The 17,846-nt window shown below is 64.5% G+C and carries 14 protein-coding genes; 9 read left to right on the top strand and 5 right to left on the bottom strand.

All coding sequences use genetic code 11. The features are described 5' to 3' along the window. Positions 1 to 78 precede the first annotated feature (78 nt). From AC5J09_RS26560 to AC5J09_RS26595, 8 genes are all read left to right on the top strand, one after another. Positions 79 to 1,323: an ABC transporter substrate-binding protein gene (locus AC5J09_RS26560; RefSeq protein ID WP_416385254.1), complete on the top strand. Its 1,245-nt coding sequence runs from the start codon at positions 79 to 81 to the stop codon at positions 1,321 to 1,323. 211 nt (positions 1,324 to 1,534) lie between these two features. Beyond that, a complete protein-coding gene (locus AC5J09_RS26565; protein ID WP_018098730.1) occupies positions 1,535 to 2,413 on the top strand; it encodes a carbohydrate ABC transporter permease in 879 nt (292 codons plus the stop codon). After that, positions 2,413 to 3,294, top strand: coding sequence for a carbohydrate ABC transporter permease (locus AC5J09_RS26570; protein ID WP_494298956.1), 882 nt, complete (start codon positions 2,413 to 2,415; stop codon positions 3,292 to 3,294). Before AC5J09_RS26565 ends, AC5J09_RS26570 begins: the two co-directional genes overlap by 1 nt. Before the next feature lie 3 nt (positions 3,295 to 3,297). After that, positions 3,298 to 4,410, top strand: coding sequence for an ABC transporter ATP-binding protein (locus AC5J09_RS26575; protein ID WP_494298957.1), 1,113 nt, complete (start codon positions 3,298 to 3,300; stop codon positions 4,408 to 4,410). Then, positions 4,407 to 5,927 (top strand): GMC oxidoreductase, encoded by a 1,521-nt coding sequence (locus AC5J09_RS26580; protein ID WP_494298958.1) that lies wholly within the window; start codon positions 4,407 to 4,409, stop codon positions 5,925 to 5,927. Before AC5J09_RS26575 ends, AC5J09_RS26580 begins: the two co-directional genes overlap by 4 nt. Continuing rightward, the gene (locus tag AC5J09_RS26585) at positions 5,924 to 6,697 is read left to right on the top strand and encodes a 3-ketoacyl-ACP reductase (RefSeq protein WP_494298959.1); all 774 of its coding nucleotides are present in this window, start codon (positions 5,924 to 5,926) and stop codon (positions 6,695 to 6,697) included. Before AC5J09_RS26580 ends, AC5J09_RS26585 begins: the two co-directional genes overlap by 4 nt. A 237-nt stretch (positions 6,698 to 6,934) precedes the next feature. Next, positions 6,935 to 8,590 carry a GMC family oxidoreductase gene (locus AC5J09_RS26590; RefSeq protein ID WP_494298960.1) on the top strand — a complete coding sequence of 552 codons (1,656 nt, stop codon included), beginning with the start codon at positions 6,935 to 6,937 and terminating at the stop codon, positions 8,588 to 8,590. A gap of 106 nt (positions 8,591 to 8,696) precedes the next feature. Further along, entirely contained in the window at positions 8,697 to 9,968 is a 1,272-nt protein-coding gene (locus tag AC5J09_RS26595; RefSeq protein ID WP_494298961.1) for a glycerate kinase type-2 family protein, read from the top strand. Positions 9,969 to 10,043: 75 nt separating this feature from the next. On the opposite strand, the gene aptA is transcribed toward AC5J09_RS26595, so the two are convergent. After that, positions 10,044 to 11,381 carry an omega-aminotransferase AptA gene (gene aptA, locus AC5J09_RS26600; protein ID WP_127710443.1) on the bottom strand — a complete coding sequence of 446 codons (1,338 nt, stop codon included), beginning with the start codon at positions 11,379 to 11,381 and terminating at the stop codon, positions 10,044 to 10,046. Between the two features lie 145 nt (positions 11,382 to 11,526). On the opposite strand from aptA, the gene AC5J09_RS26605 reads away from it, so the two are divergent. Continuing rightward, entirely contained in the window at positions 11,527 to 12,075 is a 549-nt protein-coding gene (locus AC5J09_RS26605; protein WP_018098737.1) for a cupin domain-containing protein, read from the top strand. 75 nt (positions 12,076 to 12,150) lie between these two features. On the opposite strand, the gene AC5J09_RS26610 is transcribed toward AC5J09_RS26605, so the two are convergent. Genes AC5J09_RS26610 through hglS form a run of 4 tightly spaced genes read right to left on the bottom strand, consistent with a single transcriptional unit; the run spans position 12,151 to position 17,799 of the window. Continuing rightward, positions 12,151 to 13,383 carry a pyridoxal phosphate-dependent aminotransferase gene (locus tag AC5J09_RS26610; protein ID WP_324762538.1) on the bottom strand — a complete coding sequence of 411 codons (1,233 nt, stop codon included), beginning with the start codon at positions 13,381 to 13,383 and terminating at the stop codon, positions 12,151 to 12,153. A 16-nt stretch (positions 13,384 to 13,399) separates the two neighbouring features. After that, complete coding sequence (gene amaB / locus AC5J09_RS26615; RefSeq protein WP_494298962.1) at positions 13,400 to 14,932, bottom strand: L-piperidine-6-carboxylate dehydrogenase; 1,533 nt, start codon at positions 14,930 to 14,932, stop codon at positions 13,400 to 13,402. A 34-nt stretch (positions 14,933 to 14,966) separates the two neighbouring features. Further along, entirely contained in the window at positions 14,967 to 16,388 is a 1,422-nt protein-coding gene (locus AC5J09_RS26620) for an FAD-binding oxidoreductase (RefSeq protein ID WP_494298963.1), read from the bottom strand. Between the two features lie 10 nt (positions 16,389 to 16,398). Further along, positions 16,399 to 17,799 (bottom strand): 2-oxoadipate dioxygenase/decarboxylase HglS, encoded by a 1,401-nt coding sequence (gene hglS, locus AC5J09_RS26625; RefSeq protein ID WP_494298964.1) that lies wholly within the window; start codon positions 17,797 to 17,799, stop codon positions 16,399 to 16,401. Positions 17,800 to 17,846: the final 47 nt, after the last annotated feature.

The following is a 17,846-nucleotide window of genomic DNA, read 5'->3' on the forward strand; positions in this document are numbered from 1 at the left end:
CCGTCCGCGGGAACCGGGCGGCACCGGAAAAGAGCGGAGGAGGTTCCGCTTCGGAAACTTGCAAACGGGAGGATAACGATGCGCAAGTTCATGACGACGACTGCTGTTGCAGCACTGATGTTGGCGGCGACAGCTGCGGAGGCAGCCGAGAATGTGGAAGTACTGCACTGGTGGACGTCCGGCGGCGAAGCCGCGGCCCTCGACGTCCTCAAGAAGGACCTAGAGAGCAAGGGCATCAGCTGGACCGACATGCCGGTCGCCGGCGGCGGCGGCACCGAAGCGATGACGGTGCTTCGTGCCCGCGTCACCGCTGGCAACGCGCCGACGGCCGTGCAGATGCTCGGCTTCGACATTCTCGACTGGGCCAAGGAAGGCGCGCTGGGCAATCTGGACGAGGTCGCCTCCAAGGAGGGCTGGGACAAGGTCATTCCGGCGGCACTGCAGCAGTTCTCGAAATATGACGGACACTGGATCGCCGCGCCGGTCAACGTCCATTCGACCAACTGGGTCTGGATCAACAAGGCCGCCCTCGACAAGGCCGGCGGCAAGGAACCGACCACCTGGGAAGAGCTGATCGCACTGCTCGACAAGTTCAAGGAGCAGGGCATCACGCCGGTCGCCCATGGCGGCCAGCCCTGGCAGGACGCGACGATCTTCGACGCCGTCGTTCTTTCGCTGGGCAACGACTTCTACAAGCAGGCTTTCATCGATCTCGATCCGGCGGCGCTCGGCGGCGACAAGATGAAGGAAGCCTTCGACCGCATGACGAAGCTGCGCTCCTATGTGGACGACAACTTCTCCGGCCGCGACTGGAACCTCGCCTCGGCAATGGTCATCGAGAACAAGGCCGGCCTGCAGTTCATGGGTGACTGGGCGAAGGGCGAGTTCCTGAAGGCGAAGAAGGTGCCCGGCACTGATTTTGTCTGCATGCGCTTCCCCGGAACGCAAGGTTCGGTCACCTTCAATTCCGACCAGTTCGCGATGTTCAAGGTTTCGGAAGACAAGGTTCCGGCACAGCTGCAGATGGCCTCGGCAATCGAGAGCCCGGCCTTCCAGTCGGCCTTCAACGTCGTCAAGGGTTCCGTTCCCGCCCGCACCGACGTTCCGGATACCGACTTCGACGCCTGCGGCAAGAAGGGCATCAAGGACCTCGCGGAAGCAAATACCAACGGCACGCTCTTCGGCTCCATGGCCCACGGCCATGCCAATCCGGCTGCCGTCAAGAACGCGATCTACGACGTGGTCACACGCCAGTTTAACGGCGAACTCGACTCGGAAGAGGCGGTGACGGAACTCGTGGCGGCGGTCGAGGCTGCGAAGTAGAGGCACCGAGGAGGGGAAAAGCCCCTCATCCCGCTGCCGCGACCTTCTCCCCGCGTGCGGGGAGAAGGGACAAGCGGTGAGCTCCGGCGTCCTCTCGCCTTGAGATGAGGGCTTGAGCCGCTACGCCTCAGTCCCCTCTCCCCGCATGCGGGGAGAGGGCTAGGGTGAGGGGCAATCCCCTCCACGAACGAAACATACGGTGGTAGCAAACATGGATAGCCGCAACCGGCTGCAGGAGCTTTTGCCAAAGCTCGTGCTCGCCCCCAGCTTTCTCATAGTTCTGGTGTTCGTCTACGGCTTCATAGCCTATACGGGCTTCCTGTCGATGACGGACAGTAAGATGCTGCCGTCCTACAACTTCGTGGGTTTGAGCAATTACAGCCGGTTATGGGCCCTGCCGCACTGGTGGCGCGCGGTCAGCAATCTGGCGATCTTCGCGACTCTCTATATCGTGGTCTGCTCGGTGCTGGGTCTCGGGCTGGCGATCCTGCTCGACCAGAAGATCCGCGCCGAAGGTTTCCTTCGTCCGATCTATCTCTATCCGATGGCGCTTTCCTTCATCGTCACCGGCACCGCGTGGAAGTGGTTCCTCGATCCCGGTATCGGGCTTGAGAACACCATGCATCTCTGGGGCTGGGAAAGCTTCTCGTTCAACTGGATCAAGGACCGCAACTACGCCATCTACTGCGTCGTCATCGCGGCCGTCTGGCAGTCGACCGGCTTCATCATGGCGATGTTCCTGGCGGGCCTGCGCGGCGTCGACAACGAGATCATCAAGGCCGCCCAGATCGACGGGGCGACCACCCCAACCATCTATCGGCGGATCATCATTCCCCTGATGCGGCCGGTCTTCCTTTCGGCCTTTGTCGTACTCGCCCATCTTGCCATCAAGGCCTACGATCTGATCATCGCATTGACGGGCGGCGGGCCGGGGCAGGCGACCGAGCTGCCGGCGACCTTCATGTATTCTTACACCTTCACCCGAAACCAGATGGCGATCGGCGCCTCGTCGGCGATCGTGATGCTGGTGATGATCTTCTCGATCATCGTTCCCTATCTCTATTCCGAAGTCCGGGGAGGAAAACGCTGATGGGCGCTCCCAATTCCGAAAACGTCATCTCGCACAGCCGGCTGACGCGCGCTCTGATCTATTCGGCGCTGATCCTCTTCGCACTCTATTCGCTGCTGCCGCTCTATGTGATGCTGGTGAATTCCCTGAAGCCGCTGGATGAGATCCGGCAGGGCGGCATGTTGAACCTGCCTCGGACCTGGACCGTCGAGCCATGGCTTTCGGCCTGGTCGACCGCCCAGATCGGCGTGCAGCCCACCGGCCTTCGGCCTTTCTTCATCAATTCGATCCTGATGGTCGTCCCGGCCGTGGCGATTTCCACGATCATCGGCGCGCTCAACGGCTACGTGCTGACGAAATGGCGCTTCCCCGGGGCGAACATCTTCTTCGGCATGCTGCTTCTCTCGTGCTTCATTCCCTTCCAGATCGTGCTGATACCGATGGCGCGCATTCTCGGCATTATCGGCATCGCCGGTTCGATCTGGGGTCTGATCCTGGTGCATGTGGTCTACGGTATCGGCTTCACGACGCTCTATTTCCGCAACTACTACGAGGCCTTCCCGACCGAGCTGGTGCGTGCGGCACAGATCGACGGCGCCAGCTTCTTCCAGATCTTCCGGCGGATATTGCTGCCGTCGTCAGGGCCGATCATCGTCGTCTCGGTCATCTGGCAGTTCACCAATATCTGGAACGACTTCCTGTTCGGGGCCTCGTTCTCCGGGCCGTATTCGACGCCGATGACGGTGGCTCTCAACAATCTCGTGAGCTCGTCCACGGGGGTCAAGGAATACAATGTCCACTTCGCGGGCGCGATCCTCGCCGCCCTGCCAACGCTCATCGTCTACATCGTGTCCGGCCGCTATTTCGTCCGCGGACTGATGTCCGGCGCCGTGAAAGGATAAGCCATGTCGTTTCTGAAGATCACCAATCTGCGCAAATCCTACGGCGCTCTCGAGATCTTGAAGGACATCAACCTGGAGATCGAAGAAGGCGGCTTCCTCGTGCTCGTGGGCCCCTCCGGTTGCGGCAAGTCGACGCTTCTGAACACGATCGCCGGCCTGGAGCCGATCACCTCGGGCGACATCGCCATCAACGGCCGCTCGGTTTCGGGGCTGCACCCGTCGAAGCGCGACATCGCCATGGTATTCCAGTCCTATGCGCTCTATCCGAATATGACGGTGGCCGGGAACATCGCCTTCGGCATGGAGATCCGCGGCGTGCCGAAGGAGGAACGCGAGAAGGCGATCAAGCAGGTGGCCGACATGCTGCAGATCGGCCATCTGCTCGACCGCAAGCCGAGCCAGCTTTCCGGCGGCCAGCGCCAGCGCGTCGCCATGGGCCGGGCGCTGGTGCGCAATCCCCAGGTCTTCCTCTTCGACGAGCCGCTCTCGAACCTCGACGCGAAGCTGCGCGTCGACATGCGCACCGAGATCAAGCGGCTGCATCACCGCATGAAGACGACCATCGTCTATGTGACGCACGACCAGATCGAGGCGATGACGCTCGCGACCAAGATCGCCGTCCTGAAGGACGGCGTCCTGCAGCAATTCGGAACGCCGGCGGAGATCTACAACAACCCCGCTAATATGTTCGTCGCCGATTTCATGGGCTCGCCTGCGATGAACCTGCTCAAAGCGCAGATAGAAACCGCAGGCTCTCAAGTCTCGGTGACGCTGGCGCGGCCGAATGCCGAACCCCTGAGACTAGCCGTGCCGCAAAACGGCGCGCTCTCTGCCTATGCCGGCAGGGAGGTGGTCTTCGGCATCCGTCCGGAAGCGCTCACCGACCCGGACGGGGCGGATCGCAATGCGCAATTCGTCGTCGAAGGCGAATGCCTGATCGAGGTGGTCGAGCCGGCCGGCTCCGATACCTTTGCCGTCACGAGGCTCGGCGGCAAGGAAATCGTCGCAAGGCTCAGGGCCGATGCGCGCATTGCGCCCGGACAGACGTCACGGCTGGCCTTCAATCTCGACAAGGCCGTCTTTTTCGACCCGCAAAGCGAAAAGCGGATTGCATGAGAAAGACGATGGAGAGCCAGCCGGATATCGTCATCATTGGATCGGGGGTCGGCGGCGCAACCGTCGCCGCGGGTCTTGCCGCCTCGGGCGCCGAGATCCTGATTCTCGAAGCGGGCTCACATATCGAGGACCTGCCGATCAATCGCGACCAGCGGGCGATCTTCCAGCGCGGCCATTTCCGCCCGAAGGAGACGTGGTACGAGGCGGGCGGCCCCGGCTTCAATCCCGGCAACTACTACAATGTCGGCGGCAATTCGAAATTCTACGGCGCGGTGCTGACCCGCTACCGCCGCGAGGATTTCGAGGAAATGCAGCACCGGGACGGCGTCTCCCCGGCCTGGCCCTTTTCCTATGAGGAGCTCGAGCCGTGGTATTCCAAGGCAGAGCAGCTTTATCAGGTGCGAGGCAAATTGGGCGAGGACCCGACGGAACCCGCTCATTCGAGCGGCTATCCCCATGGCCCGGTGCCGGACGAGCCTGCGATCGCCATGGTCCGTGAGCGCCTGGCCGCGATCGGCCTTCATCCCTATTCGCTGCCGCTCGGCGTCGATATCGAGCGCTGGCTCGCCAAGGGCAAGACGCCGTGGGACGCGCATCCGAACTCATCCGACGGCAAGATGGATGCCGAAACGGCGGCGCTGGCGGCGGCGCTGAAATTTCCGAATGTGCGGCTGCAGACCGGCTCGCGGGTGACGCGGCTCGCAACCGGGCCGGGCGGAAAGGCGATCGAAACCGTGTTCTACGCCAAGGACGGGGCGGAGCACCGTCTTTCGCCGAAGCTCGTCATTCTCAGTGCCGGCGCGGTGCAGTCGGCCGTACTGCTTCTGCGCTCTGCCGACGACAGCAACCCGACCGGGCTTGCCAACCGGTCCGATCAGGTCGGCCGCAATTTCATGAACCATAATTCAAGCGCCGTCATCGCGCTCAGCCCCTGGTACCGCAACAATTCGGTCTATCAGAAGACCTTCGGCCTCAACGATTTCTATCTCTCCGACGGTGCGGGCGGGCCGCCGCTCGGCAATATCCAGCTTCTCGGCCGCATTTCCGGCGCGATCCTGAAGGCGAACATGCCGGCCATGCCGGAATGGCTGCTGAACCGGATGTCCGCCCGCGGTATCGACTTCTACGCCATGAGCGAGGACCTGCCGTCACCGGAGAGCCGCGTCATGGTCGACGGCGAGCGCGTCGTGCTGAAATGGGTGCGCACCAATTGGCAGGCCCATCTCGATCTCGTCGCCAAGCTGAAGGCGGTGCTGAAGAAAGCCGGCTTCCCGGTCGTGCTCGCGCGGGCCTTCGACAAGCGGACGCCTTCGCATCAGTGCGGCACGGTCCGGATCGGCAATGATCCCGGCCAGGCGCCGCTCGACGTTTATTGCCGCGCCTTCGATCATCCGAATCTCTTCGTCGTCGATGCCGGCTTCCTGCCGACCTCCGCCGCCGTCAATCCGGCGCTGACCGTCGCCGCCCAGGCGCTGCGTGTCGCCGATCATATCGTAAAACAGGATCTGCGGTCATGACCGATAAGGCACGCCCCGTCGCGATCGTCACCGGCGGCCGCCGCGGCATCGGGCTAGGGATCGCCCGGGCGCTCGCGGCGACCGGTTTCGACATCGCCATCACCGGCATTGGCGATGCGGAGGGTGTCGCTCCCGTAATCGCCGAACTCAACGGGCTCGGCGCCCGGGCGATCTTCCTGCGCGCCGATCTGGCCGACCTTTCGAGCCATCAGACGACCGTCGACGCGGCCGTCGCGGAATTCGGCCGGATCGACTGCCTTGTCAACAATGCCGGCATCGCCTCCATCGTGCGTGGCGATTTTCTCGATCTGAAGCCGGAGAATTTCGACACGATCGTCGGCGTCAATCTGCGCGGCACGGTGTTTTTCACGCAGGCCGTGCTGAAGGCGATGCTCGCGAGCGAGGCTCAAGCGCAGCGCTCAATCATCAACATCACCTCGGTCTCGGCGGCGATGACGTCGCCCGAGCGGCTCGACTATTGCATGAGCAAGGCAGGCCTTGCGGCCTTCAGCCAGGGCCTGGCGCTGAGGCTCGCCGAGACCGGCATCGCGGTCTTCGAAGTCCGTCCCGGCATCATCCGCTCGGACATGACGGCTGCGGTTTCCGGCAAATACGACGGGCTGATCGCGAGTGGCCTGGTGCCGATGCGGCGCTGGGGCGAACCCGAGGATATCGGCAATATCGTCGCCGGGCTTGCCGGTGGGCAGTTCGGTTTCGCCACGGGCTCGGTGATCCAGGCGGATGGGGGATTGTCGATCGGGCGGTTGTGAATTGTGTGCGGGCGTTTCCCGTCACCCGGTCGTCGAGATTTGCCCCTCACCCTAACCCTCTCCCCGCGTGCGGGGAGAGGGGACGTGCCCACCGAAACGCCGGCGGTCATGGTTGCGAATGCGGCCACCGCGAGTCCCTTCTCCCCGCCTGCGGGGAGAAGGTGCCGGCAGGCGGATGAGGGGCATGGCGAGACAGCTGATACCGCGCCTGAAGCGCGTGACATTGAGGACATGTGAATGACCTACGACTACATCATCACCGGGGCCGGTCCGGCCGGCTGCGTGCTTGCCAATCGTCTGAGCGAGGATCCGGACGTCAGGGTGCTGCTGCTTGAAGCCGGCGGCGGCGACTGGAATCCGCTGTTCCACATGCCGGCCGGCTTCGCCAAGATGACGAAGGGGGTCGCCAGTTGGGGCTGGCACACGGTGCCGCAGAAGCACATGAAGGGCAGGGTGCTGCGCTACACCCAGGCCAAGGTGATCGGCGGCGGTTCTTCCATCAATGCGCAGCTCTATACTCGCGGCAATGCGGCCGATTACGACCTCTGGGCGAGTGAGGAGGGCTGCGCCGGCTGGGACTATCGCAGCGTGCTTCCCTATTTCAAGCGCGCCGAGGACAATCAGCGCTTCGCCGACGACTATCATTCCTATGGTGGGCCGCTCGGCGTTTCCATGCCGGTTTCGGCGCTGCCGATCTGCGACGCCTATATCCGAGCCGGGCAGGAACTCGGCATTCCCTACAACCACGACTTCAATGGCAAGCAGCAGGCGGGCGTCGGCTTCTATCAGCTGACGCAGCGCAACCGCCGCCGGTCCTCCGCCTCGCTCGCCTATCTCTCGCCGGTCAGGGATCGCCCGAATCTGACGGTGCGCACCGGTGCCCGCGTCGCGCGCATCGTGCTCGAGGGCAGGCGCGCCGTCGGGGTGGAAGTCGCGACGAAGAGGGGCGTCGAGATCATCCGCGCCGATCGCGAGGTGCTGGTCTCGTCGGGTGCGATCGGCTCGCCGAAGCTGCTGTTGCAGTCCGGTATCGGCCCGGCCGATCACCTTCGTTCCGTCGGCGTCGAGGTCAGGCACGATCTCGCCGGTGTGGGCGGCAATCTCCAGGATCATCTGGATCTCTTCGTCATCTCCGAATGCACCGGCGATCACACTTATGACGGCGTCGCCAGGCTGCACCGCACGCTCTGGGCCGGGCTGCAATATGTGCTCTTCCGCTCCGGCCCGGTTGCCTCGTCTCTCTTCGAGACCGGCGGCTTCTGGTATGCCGATCCGAATGCCCGCTCGCCGGACATCCAGTTCCATCTCGGCCTCGGTTCGGGCATCGAGGCCGGCGTCGCGCGGCTCAAGAATGCCGGGGTCACACTCAATTCCGCCTATCTGCACCCGCGCTCGCGCGGTACCGTCCGGCTCTCCTCGGCCGACCCGGCGGCCGCGCCCCTGATCGATCCGAACTACTGGGAGGATCCGCACGATCGGCAGATGTCGCTCGAAGGTTTGAAGATTGCGCGGGAAATCATGCAGCAGCCTGCGCTGAAGCCCTTCGTCCTAGACGAGCGTTTGCCGGGCAAGGATGTGCGCACCGAGGAGCAGCTCTTCGACTATGGCTGCGCCAACGCCAAGACCGACCACCACCCGGTCGGCACCTGCAGGATGGGGACCGACGCGGCGGCGGTGGTCGACCTGGAGCTCAGGGTTCGCGGGATCGAGGGGCTGCGCGTCTGCGACAGCTCGGTGATGCCGCGGGTCCCGTCCTGCAACACCAACGGCCCGACGATCATGATGGGCGAGAAGGGGGCCGACATCATCCGCGGATTGCCGCCGCTGCCCCCGGCCGTGTTCCAGCACGAGCGTAACGACGCGCGCCCCCGGGCGCGCGCGGAGGTCCGCTGAAGGAGCGATCGGGTGTTGCAGTTTCGGACGGCCGATCGAAAAACGTTGCGGCGGCCGAAGGCGGCGTTCAAGGTGCCTCCCTATCTAGAAACTTCGGTCTGATTCCATGACGTCAATAGAGCCGCGCCCTTTTCTCATATCGCTTTTCGAGGCCGCCGTTGCCGCGGCCGATCCTGAGGCCGCCATTCGGGCGCACCTTCCGGCGCGGCCGAAGGGCCGCACGATCGTGGTCGGCGCCGGCAAGGCCGCGAGCCAGATGGCGGCCGCTTTCGAGCGGCTCTGGGACGGGCCGCTTGCAGGCGCCGTCGTTGCCCGCCACGGGCCCGTCGAGAAATGCGAGCGGATCAGGGTCCTGCAATCGGCTCACCCGGTGCCGGACGAGGCGGGGCTTGCCGCGTCATCGGCGCTCCTCGAAACCGTCGGGGGACTGACGGCGGATGATCTCGTGGTGGCGCTCATCTCCGGCGGAGGCTCCGCTCTCTTGCCGGCCCCGCCCGGCGGCTTGACCCTGGAGGACGAGATCGCCGTCAACAAGGCGCTGCTTGCCTCCGGAGCGCCGATTTCCGCCATGAATGTGGTGCGCAAGCATGCCTCGCGGATCAAGGGCGGGCGGCTTGCACTTGCCGCCGCCCCGGCGCGAGTCGTGAGCCTCGTCATCTCCGACGTGCCCGGCGACAATCCGGCCTTCGTCGCCTCGGGCCCGACGGTGGCCGACCGGTCCAGTCTCGAAGAAGCGCGCGAGATCGTCGCGCGATACGCTATCGCCCTGCCCGAGCGGGTGACGGCGCATCTCGCTTCCGAAGCGGCGCGGGCACCCCGGCCCGACGATGCTGCATTCGGCGGCAACGAAGTGCACGTCATCGCCTCGGCGGCCGTTTCGCTGGAAGCGGCGGCGGCACGGGCGCGGGAAAGCGGCATCGAGGCGATGATCCTGTCGGATGCGATCGAGGGCGAGGCGCGCGACATCGGCCGTATGCATGCGGCGCTCGCGCGGGAAGTGGCCTCGCGCAACCGTCCCTTTTCGAAGCCGGTCGTGCTGCTTTCCGGCGGCGAGACGACGGTGACGATCTCCGGCGAAAGTTACGGAAAGGGCGGACGCAACAGCGAATTCCTCCTGTCGCTCGCGCTCGACATCGACGGCATCGGCGGTATCGATGCGCTTGCCGCCGACACCGACGGCATCGACGGATCCGAGGACAATGCCGGCGCCTTTGCCGACGGCGCAAGCGTCGGCCGGATGCGGGCGGCAGGCGCCGATCCCCGCGCTCACCTCGCGCGCCATGACGCCTGGACGGCCTTCGCGGCCAGCGGCGACCTGTTCGTACCCGGGCCGACGGGGACGAATGTCAATGATCTGCGGGCGATCCTGATACGCTGAAGCGACGCCTGGATGAATGCGAGAATGCCCCCTCCAAGGCGTCGGGAGGGGGCATTTAAACTATCTCAAGCGCCGTTATTTCACCCGCTTCAACGCATCGGCAAGGATCGAGACGATCTCGCCGAAATGCTGCTTCTCCGCGATCAGAGGCGGCGAGAAGGCGATGATGTCGCCGGTGACGCGGATCAGCAGGCCCCGCTCGAAGCAATCGACGAAAACGTCATAGGCGCGAGCGCCGGGCGCGCCGTCGCGCGACTGGAGCTCGATACCGGCGATGAGGCCGATGGTGCGGATGTCGATGACATGCGGCAGGCCTTTCATGGAATGCATCGCCTCGTGCCAGTCGCCCTCGATTTCGGCGGCGCGCGTCATCAGGCCTTCGTCTCGATAGATGTCGAGTGTGGCGATGCCGGCGGCACAGGCGGCCGGATGTCCGGAATAGGTATAGCCGTGGAAGAGCTCGATCTGGCCTTCCGGGCCGTGCATCAGGGCGTCGTGCACCTTGCGGCTGGCAAAGACGGCGCCCATCGGGATCGCGCCGTTGGTAAGCCCCTTGGCGGTGGTGACGATGTCCGGCGTGACGCCGAAATAGTCGGTCGCGAAGGCCGCACCGAGCCGGCCGAAACCGGTGATCACCTCGTCGAAAATCAGGAGAATGCCGTGCTTGTCGCAGATCGCGCGCAGCCGCTCGAGATAGCCCTTCGGCGGGATCAGCACGCCGGTCGAGCCGGCGACGGGCTCGACGATGCAGGCGGCGATCGTCTCGGCGCCGTGGAGCGCCACGAGCCTTTCGAGGTCGTCGGCAAGCTCAGCCCCATGCTCCGGCTGCCCTTTGACGAAGGCGTTCTTCGCCGGGTCATGGGTGTGGCGCAGATGGTCGGACCCGGGAAGCTGCGGGAAGACGCGGCGGTTGTTGACGATGCCGCCGACGGAGATGCCGCCGAAGCCGACGCCGTGATAACCGCGTTCGCGGCCGATGAGGCGGGTGCGCGTGCCTTGGCCGATCGAACGTTGATAGGCAAGTGCGATCTTCAGCGCTGTGTCCACGGACTCCGAGCCCGAGCCGGTGAAGAACACCCGGTCGAGCTTGGCGCCGGCCGGGCCGGGCGCGATCTCGGCCAGCCGCTCGGCGAAGTCGAAGGCGATCGGATGTCCCATCTGGAAGGACGGCGCGAAGTCCATGGTCGAAAGCTGCCGCTCGACCGCGGCGGCGATCTGCCGGCGGCCGTGCCCGGCATTCACGCACCAGAGGCCGGCGGTGCCGTCGAGAACCGTCCGGCCGTCGACGCTGGTGTAGTGCATGCCCTCAGCGGCGGCGAGCAGCCGGGGCGCCGCCTTGAACTGACGGTTGGCGGTGAAGGGCATCCAGTAGCTGTCGAGAACCGGAGCGTTGGGCTTGTTGTGGGCGTTCATGGCATCCTCCTGTCGTTAGCTGATTGACGCCATGATTTGGATTTCCGAACAAGTCCTTTTCTAGGTCCATCTAAGCCATTGTATTTACATAGGTCAGTTTGCTAGAATTTCGCTATTTCAAACAAGGTCAACACCGGGGTTCGCTATGAGCGTCGATATCGGCAACCGTCTGCGGCATGTTCGGCTGAGGCACAAGCTTTCCCAGCGCGAACTCGCCAAGCGGGCGGGGGTTACCAACTCCACCATCTCGTTGATCGAATCGAATGCATCGAACCCCTCGGTCGGCGCGTTGAAGCGAATCCTCGACGGCATTCCGATCGGCCTTGCGGAGTTCTTCTCCTTCGAGCCGGAGAAGCCGCGCAGGGCTTTCTATGCGGCGGAGGAGCTGGTGGAGATCGGCAAGGGACCGATTTCCTATCGCCAGATCGGCGACAATCTTTTCGGCCGCAGCCTTCAGATACTGAAGGAGTGCTACCAGCCGGGCGCGGATACCGGCAAGGTGCCGCTGGTGCATGAGGGCGAGGAAGGCGGGATAGTGCTTTCAGGCCGGCTGGAAGTGACCGTGGACGACGAGAGGCGCATCCTCGGACCGGGCGATGCCTATTATTTCGAAAGCCGGCGCCCGCACCGCTTTCGCTGTATCGGGCCGGTGCCCTGCGAAGTGATCAGCGCCTGTACGCCGCCGACGTTTTGACCGGGAGAGAACGCCCCTCCCACCTGTGGGGAGGGGTTGGGGAGGGGGCCTTCTGAGGCGACTCCCGCCCTTCGCTTACGCAAGCCGCTCGCAGGCCGCCGCGATACGTTCGAGCGCCTCTTTCAGCTCCGCCTCCGAGGTTGCATAGGAAATGCGGAAAAAGGGTGAGAGGCCGAAAGCCGAGCCCGGGACGACGGCGACATGGGCGTCTTCCAGAAGATAGGCGCAGAAATCCGTATCCGTCTCGATCCTCTTGCCCGATGGCGTCACCTTGCCGAGAACGCCGGCGCAGCCGGAGAAAGTGTAGAAGGCGCCCTCGGGAACGCGGCAGTCGAGGCCGTCGATCGCGTTCAGGCCGTCGACCACGAGATCGCGGCGGCTCTGGAAGCTGGCTGTGCGTTCTTTCAGAAAGTCCTGCGGTCCGTTCAGCGCCGCGACCGAAGCCGCCTGGCTTATCGAAGAGGGGCAGGAGGTCGCCTGGCTCTGGACGACGGCCATCGCCTTGATGAGCTCGCGCGGGCCGCCGGCATAGCCGATCCGCCAGCCGGTCATCGCATAGGCCTTCGAAACGCCGTTTACGGTCAGCGTGCGGTTCTTCAGGCCCGGCTCCAGCTGCGCCGGGGTGACGAAGCGGAAACCGTCATAGACGATGTGCTCATACATGTCGTCGACGAGCAGCCAGACATGCGGGTGCCTCAGAAGTACCTCGAGCAGCGGCCGGTAGTCGGCCGCACTGTAGGCGGCGCCCGACGGGTTGGAGGGCGAGTTCAAGAGCACCCATCGGGTCCGCGGCGTGATGGCCGCCTCCAGCTTCTCCGCCGTCAGGCGGAAGCCGGAAGAGGCGTCGCAGGCGATCAGAACGGGCTTGCCCTCGCAGATCTGGACAATGTCCGAATAGGAGGTCCAATAGGGCGTCGGAATGATGACCTCGTCGCCCGGATCGAGCGACGCCATCATGGCGTTGAAGAGGATCTGCTTGGCGCCGGTCGCGACCGTGATCTCGTCCAGCTCGTAGGCCAGCGCGTTCTCGCGCTGGAATTTCTCGCGGATCGCCTTCTTCAATTCCGGCGTGCCGTCGAGTGCGGTGTATTTCGTTTCGCCGCGGTGGATCGCATCCGAGGCGGCCTGCTTCACGTGTTCCGGCGTGTCGAAATCCGGCTCACCGGCGCCGAGGATGATCACCGGCTTGCCTTCGCGCTTCATGGCGGCGGCGCGGGCGCCGATCTTCAGGATTTCCGAAACGCCGATCGAGGAAATCCGCGAGGCGGGCTGAAAGCCCGCCTCCTTGACCGTTGCATTGATGGTCATGGCCGATCCTGTTCGATTATTCGATGTCGAAAGAGACGCCCTGCGCCAGCGGCAGAGCCTTCGAATAGTTCACCGTGTTGGTGGCGCGCCGCATATAGGCCTTCCAGGCGTCGGAGCCCGATTCGCGGCCGCCGCCGGTCTCCTTTTCGCCGCCGAACGCGCCGCCGATCTCGGCGCCGGAGGTACCGATATTGACGTTGGCGATGCCGCAATCCGAGCCGTCGGCTGCGAGGAAACGTTCCGATTCCTGCATGTCACGGGTGAAGATCGAGGAGGAAAGCCCGGCCGCAACCGCATTGTGCTCGGCGAGCACCGCGTCGAAGTCGCTGTACTTCATGACGTAGAGGATCGGCGCGAAGGTTTCTTCGAGAACCGGGCCTTCCTGCTTCGGCATTTCGACCAGTGCCGGCTTGACGTAATAGCCGTTCTCGTGGCCGAGCTCGACCCGCTCGCCGCCGGTGACGGCACCGCCATGGCTCTTTGCTTCGGCGATCGCCTTCTGCATCCCGTCGAAGGCCGCCTTGTCGACGAGCGGCCCGACGAGTGCGGCCGATTCCAGCGGGTTGCCGACGGAGACCGACTGATAGGCCTTCTTCAGGCGCGGCACGAGCTGGTCGTAGACGCTTTCATGGACGAAGAGGCGGCGCAGGGTCGTGCAGCGCTGGCCGGCGGTGCCCATAGCCCCGAAAGCAATGGCGCGCAGCGCCATGTCGAGGTCGGCGGACGGGCAGACGATGCCCGCATTGTTGCCGCCGAGTTCCAGGATCGCACGGGCGAAGCGCTTGGCAAGCCGCGGACCGACCTCGCGGCCCATGCGGGTGGAGCCGGTCGCCGAGACCAGCGGCACCTTCGGATGGTCGACGAGGGCCTCGCCGATTGCACGGTTGCCGATCAGGACCTGCGACAGGCCTTCCGGAGCGTCGCCGAAACGGGCGATGGCGCGTTCCAGGATCGCCTGGCAGGCGAGCGCGGTGAGCGGCGTCTTTTCCGACGGCTTCCAGACGACGGCGTCGCCGCAGACGAGCGCGAGCGCCGCATTCCACGACCAGACCGCGACGGGGAAGTTGAAGGCGGAAATGATGCCGACGACACCGAGCGGGTGCCAGGTTTCCATCATCCGGTGACCGGGACGCTCGGTGGCGATCGTCAGGCCGTAGAGCTGGCGGGAAAGGCCGACGGCGAAATCGCAGATATCGATCATCTCCTGCACTTCGCCGAGGCCCTCGGACGGGATCTTGCCGGCTTCGATCGAGACGAGGCGGCCGAGATCGGCCTTGAAGGCGCGCAGTTCCTCGCCGAGAAGCCGGACGAGCTCGCCGCGCTTCGGCGCCGGCACGAGACGCCAGACGCGGAAAGCCTCGTCGGCCTTCTCGATCTTCCTGGCGGCTTCAGCGGCAGACACGGTCTTGAGACTGGCGATCTTCTCGCCGGTGACCGGGCTGAAGGACGGCATGTCGCCGCCGGTGTAGAGGTCCTTGGCGACGCCCATTTTCTCGAGGAGCGCGGCTGCCTCGCTCGCGACGTCGATTTTCTTGGCTGCAATGTTCATGTGGTGACTCCCGTCTTGTAGCTGGCGCGATGACCTAACCGAAGCGCACGCTGCCGAGCTTGCCCGGCGAGGTGAGCGTCGTGAGGCCGGCCGCCATGTTCTTCAATTTTTCCGGCGTGTAGAGATCGTAATAAGCCTGATTGCGGCGGCCGAGCGCATGTTCCGCGCTGAAGCTGCCGTGATATTGCTCGACCGCGACTGCAAAGACCCAATCGCGCAGACGCTGCTCGAAGGTCGCATCGGCCAGTAGCGGACTATCCTTTGCGACGACCAGGTTGAAGTGAACGCCGCCGTCGCCGATATGGCCGAAATCGCAGACCGTGACGCCCGGAAATTTTTCCGGCATTTCCGCCTTCATATGGTCGCAGAAGACCATGATGTCACCCCTGCGGAAGGAGAGATCGAAGGCGATCAGCTTGCCGAGGTGTTTTACGCCCTCCGAAAGCGCATGGCGCAGCGCCCAGATCTCGTGCGGCGGGCCGACGAGTGCATCGGCGAGCGGCGCCTCTTCCATCTCCCATATCTCCGCGAGCACGCTTTCGAGAACCGCGTCGAGCGGCTGCTCGCCCTCGCGCGGGCTCGAGGTGCGGGAGATTTCGGCAAGGATGACGTAGTCGGGGACCTTGCCGCCCTGGAAAGGGTTCTTCAGCGCCGGCACATGGGCGAAGGCCGCGGCGATCGCGTTCCCCGACATTCCCTCGAAGGCCGAGAGATAGGCGCCGAGCCGCTCTTCCATGGCCTTCAGGAGCGGCAGGACATGCGCGCCGCTCGCCGGCACCAGGAAGGCGGTCGCCGTCTGCTTCGGCAGGCGCTCGAGATTGAGCACGCATTCGGTGACGATGCCGAAGGCGCCCGAGGTGCCGATGAAGATCTGCTTCCAGTCGATGCCGGTATTGTTCTTGCGCAGGTCCGAGCCGAGGTCGAGCACCGTGCCCGCTTCGTCGGCGAGGACCACTTTCAGACCCAGCATGTTGCGGCGCACGTCGCCATATTTGAGGAAGCGCGAGCCGCCGGTATTGGTGGCGGCCATGCCGCCGATCCGAGGGTCGGCGCCGAGATCGATCGGGAAGAACAGGTCGTGTTCCTCCAGCCGCCGGTTGAGCTCGGACAGGCGAAAGCCGGCGTCGACGCGCACGGAGCGATTGTCGACGTCGAGCGCAAACTGGCGGGTCAGCCGGTCGAGGCTGACGACGACCTCGCTGCCCGACTCGTCCGGCGTCGACCCCGAGACCAGACCCGTATTGCCCGACTGGGGGATGAGGGCGATGCCGCTGCGGACGCAGTAACCGACGGCGGCCGAGACCTCTTCCGTCGTTGCCGGACGCAGAACGGCCGCCGCGCGGCCGCGGTCGTAGCGTGCGCCGGTCTCGTAAGCCTCCATGTCCTCCCGACGCGTGACGACGCCCTTGTCGCCAAGGAGCTTCGTCAATGCGTCGATATGGTGCTCGTCAATCATCGCCGGCGTATCACTCCGCTGCCATGGCGGCGGTAAGCGCCTTGAGGCAGCCTTCGATCGATGCCTGCTCGATGCCGGCATAGTGGTCGAATTCGTTGAGTACGGCGACGCCGAGATCGGTCTCGAAGCGCTTCTGGTTCGGGCTCGCCTCGAATTCCTGCTGCGCACCGTCGCCGAGGTTCGACTGGAAGATACCGGCGGCGCTGACGGGAAGGAAGTCCTCATAGACGATCGGATCGAACCGAATGAGGCCGTCGGCGATCAGGGAATTGAGATCGCGCCGGCCCGGCAGCTTCGTCCGCCGGCCCTTCTCCGTCAGGGAGTAGCTGAAATAGCCGAGGCCCGCCTGCCGGATTTCCGCCCAGCTGTCGGGGAAGGCCTCGAAGACCTGGGTCAAGGCCGCTTCGTATTCCCTGGCGTTTGAACCATCGGCGGCCGGACGTACGATCTTGCGCGATTCGTCGAGCAGCCGGTCGTAGAGACCGCGGCCCTTCGGCGTCAAGGCGATGCCGCGCTGCTCGATCTCGCCGAAGCGGGCGGTATGCGAGCCGGTCTTCCAGCCGCCATCGGCGCTACGGAAGGAAACCGGCTCTTCGAGCGCCTTGAAGGACGTCTGGCGAAGCAGGACCGGGCACTTGCGTGTCGGCGGCCCTTCGACCACGGCCTTCGGTGCAATGCCATATTCCGGCATCAGTGCCTGGACGCGGTCGATGTCGAGCGTACGTGGCGTCAGATGGTTGATATGCGGCCCCTTGAAGGAGACCACGTCGGCGATCAGCCGGTGCGCATCGTGCAGGCGCTCGTACATGTCGGCGCCGACATTCGCCTCGTCGTGCCAGCGGAAGGTCTCGAGTACTTCGGCGACGAAACGCTCGGCATCGGCCTTGTCGAGGCCGCCGTCGCGCTCGGCCTTTTCGGTAAGATCGACCGCACCGGATGTGAAGATCCGGCGCTCTTTCAGGATCGCCTCCGCCTCGGCGCGAAGAGCCTCGTCGGCAATGAGGTCGAGCCTCAGAAGCGAGGTGAAGACGCGGAAGGGGTTGTGCTTCAGGGCCGCGTCTCCGACCGGCCGGAAGGCCGTGGAGTGGACCGGCACCCCGGCGGTCGACAGATCGTAGTAGCCGACCGGATACATGCCCATCACGGCAAATACACGGCGCATCATCGAAAGCTCCGCCGGCGTGCCGAGACGGATCGCGCCGTGACGCTCCTCGGAAATGCGTTCGAGCGAATCCGTCGCCTCCAGCCTCTCCTTGAGGGTGGAGTCGGCCGAGAGCGTTTCGCCGTTGACCCTTGCGACGAGCTCCATCAGCGTGCCGTAGGCCGGTACTTCTTCGCGGTACATCAACGACATCGCAGCGGAAAAGGCCGAGCGGATATCGTCGGCGGATACGAAACTATTCTCTTTCACTGGGGCTCGCCTCGCGCTATGGATGAAGGACAAGGTCATTCTTAATT

The sequence above is a fragment of the Sinorhizobium sp. genome, assembly GCF_059070375.1.

Coding starts and splice junctions, on each gene's coding strand:
- AC5J09_RS26560 (WP_416385254.1), top strand. CDS start 79: ATGCGCAAGTTCATGACGACGACTGCTGTTGCAGCACTGATGTTGGCG.
- AC5J09_RS26565 (WP_018098730.1), top strand. CDS start 1,535: ATGGATAGCCGCAACCGGCTGCAGGAGCTTTTGCCAAAGCTCGTGCTC.
- AC5J09_RS26570 (WP_494298956.1), top strand. CDS start 2,413: ATGGGCGCTCCCAATTCCGAAAACGTCATCTCGCACAGCCGGCTGACG.
- AC5J09_RS26575 (WP_494298957.1), top strand. CDS start 3,298: ATGTCGTTTCTGAAGATCACCAATCTGCGCAAATCCTACGGCGCTCTC.
- AC5J09_RS26580 (WP_494298958.1), top strand. CDS start 4,407: ATGAGAAAGACGATGGAGAGCCAGCCGGATATCGTCATCATTGGATCG.
- AC5J09_RS26585 (WP_494298959.1), top strand. CDS start 5,924: ATGACCGATAAGGCACGCCCCGTCGCGATCGTCACCGGCGGCCGCCGC.
- AC5J09_RS26590 (WP_494298960.1), top strand. CDS start 6,935: ATGACCTACGACTACATCATCACCGGGGCCGGTCCGGCCGGCTGCGTG.
- AC5J09_RS26595 (WP_494298961.1), top strand. CDS start 8,697: ATGACGTCAATAGAGCCGCGCCCTTTTCTCATATCGCTTTTCGAGGCC.
- aptA (WP_127710443.1), bottom strand. CDS start 11,381: ATGAACGCCCACAACAAGCCCAACGCTCCGGTTCTCGACAGCTACTGG.
- AC5J09_RS26605 (WP_018098737.1), top strand. CDS start 11,527: ATGAGCGTCGATATCGGCAACCGTCTGCGGCATGTTCGGCTGAGGCAC.
- AC5J09_RS26610 (WP_324762538.1), bottom strand. CDS start 13,383: ATGACCATCAATGCAACGGTCAAGGAGGCGGGCTTTCAGCCCGCCTCG.
- amaB (WP_494298962.1), bottom strand. CDS start 14,932: ATGAACATTGCAGCCAAGAAAATCGACGTCGCGAGCGAGGCAGCCGCG.
- AC5J09_RS26620 (WP_494298963.1), bottom strand. CDS start 16,388: ATGATTGACGAGCACCATATCGACGCATTGACGAAGCTCCTTGGCGAC.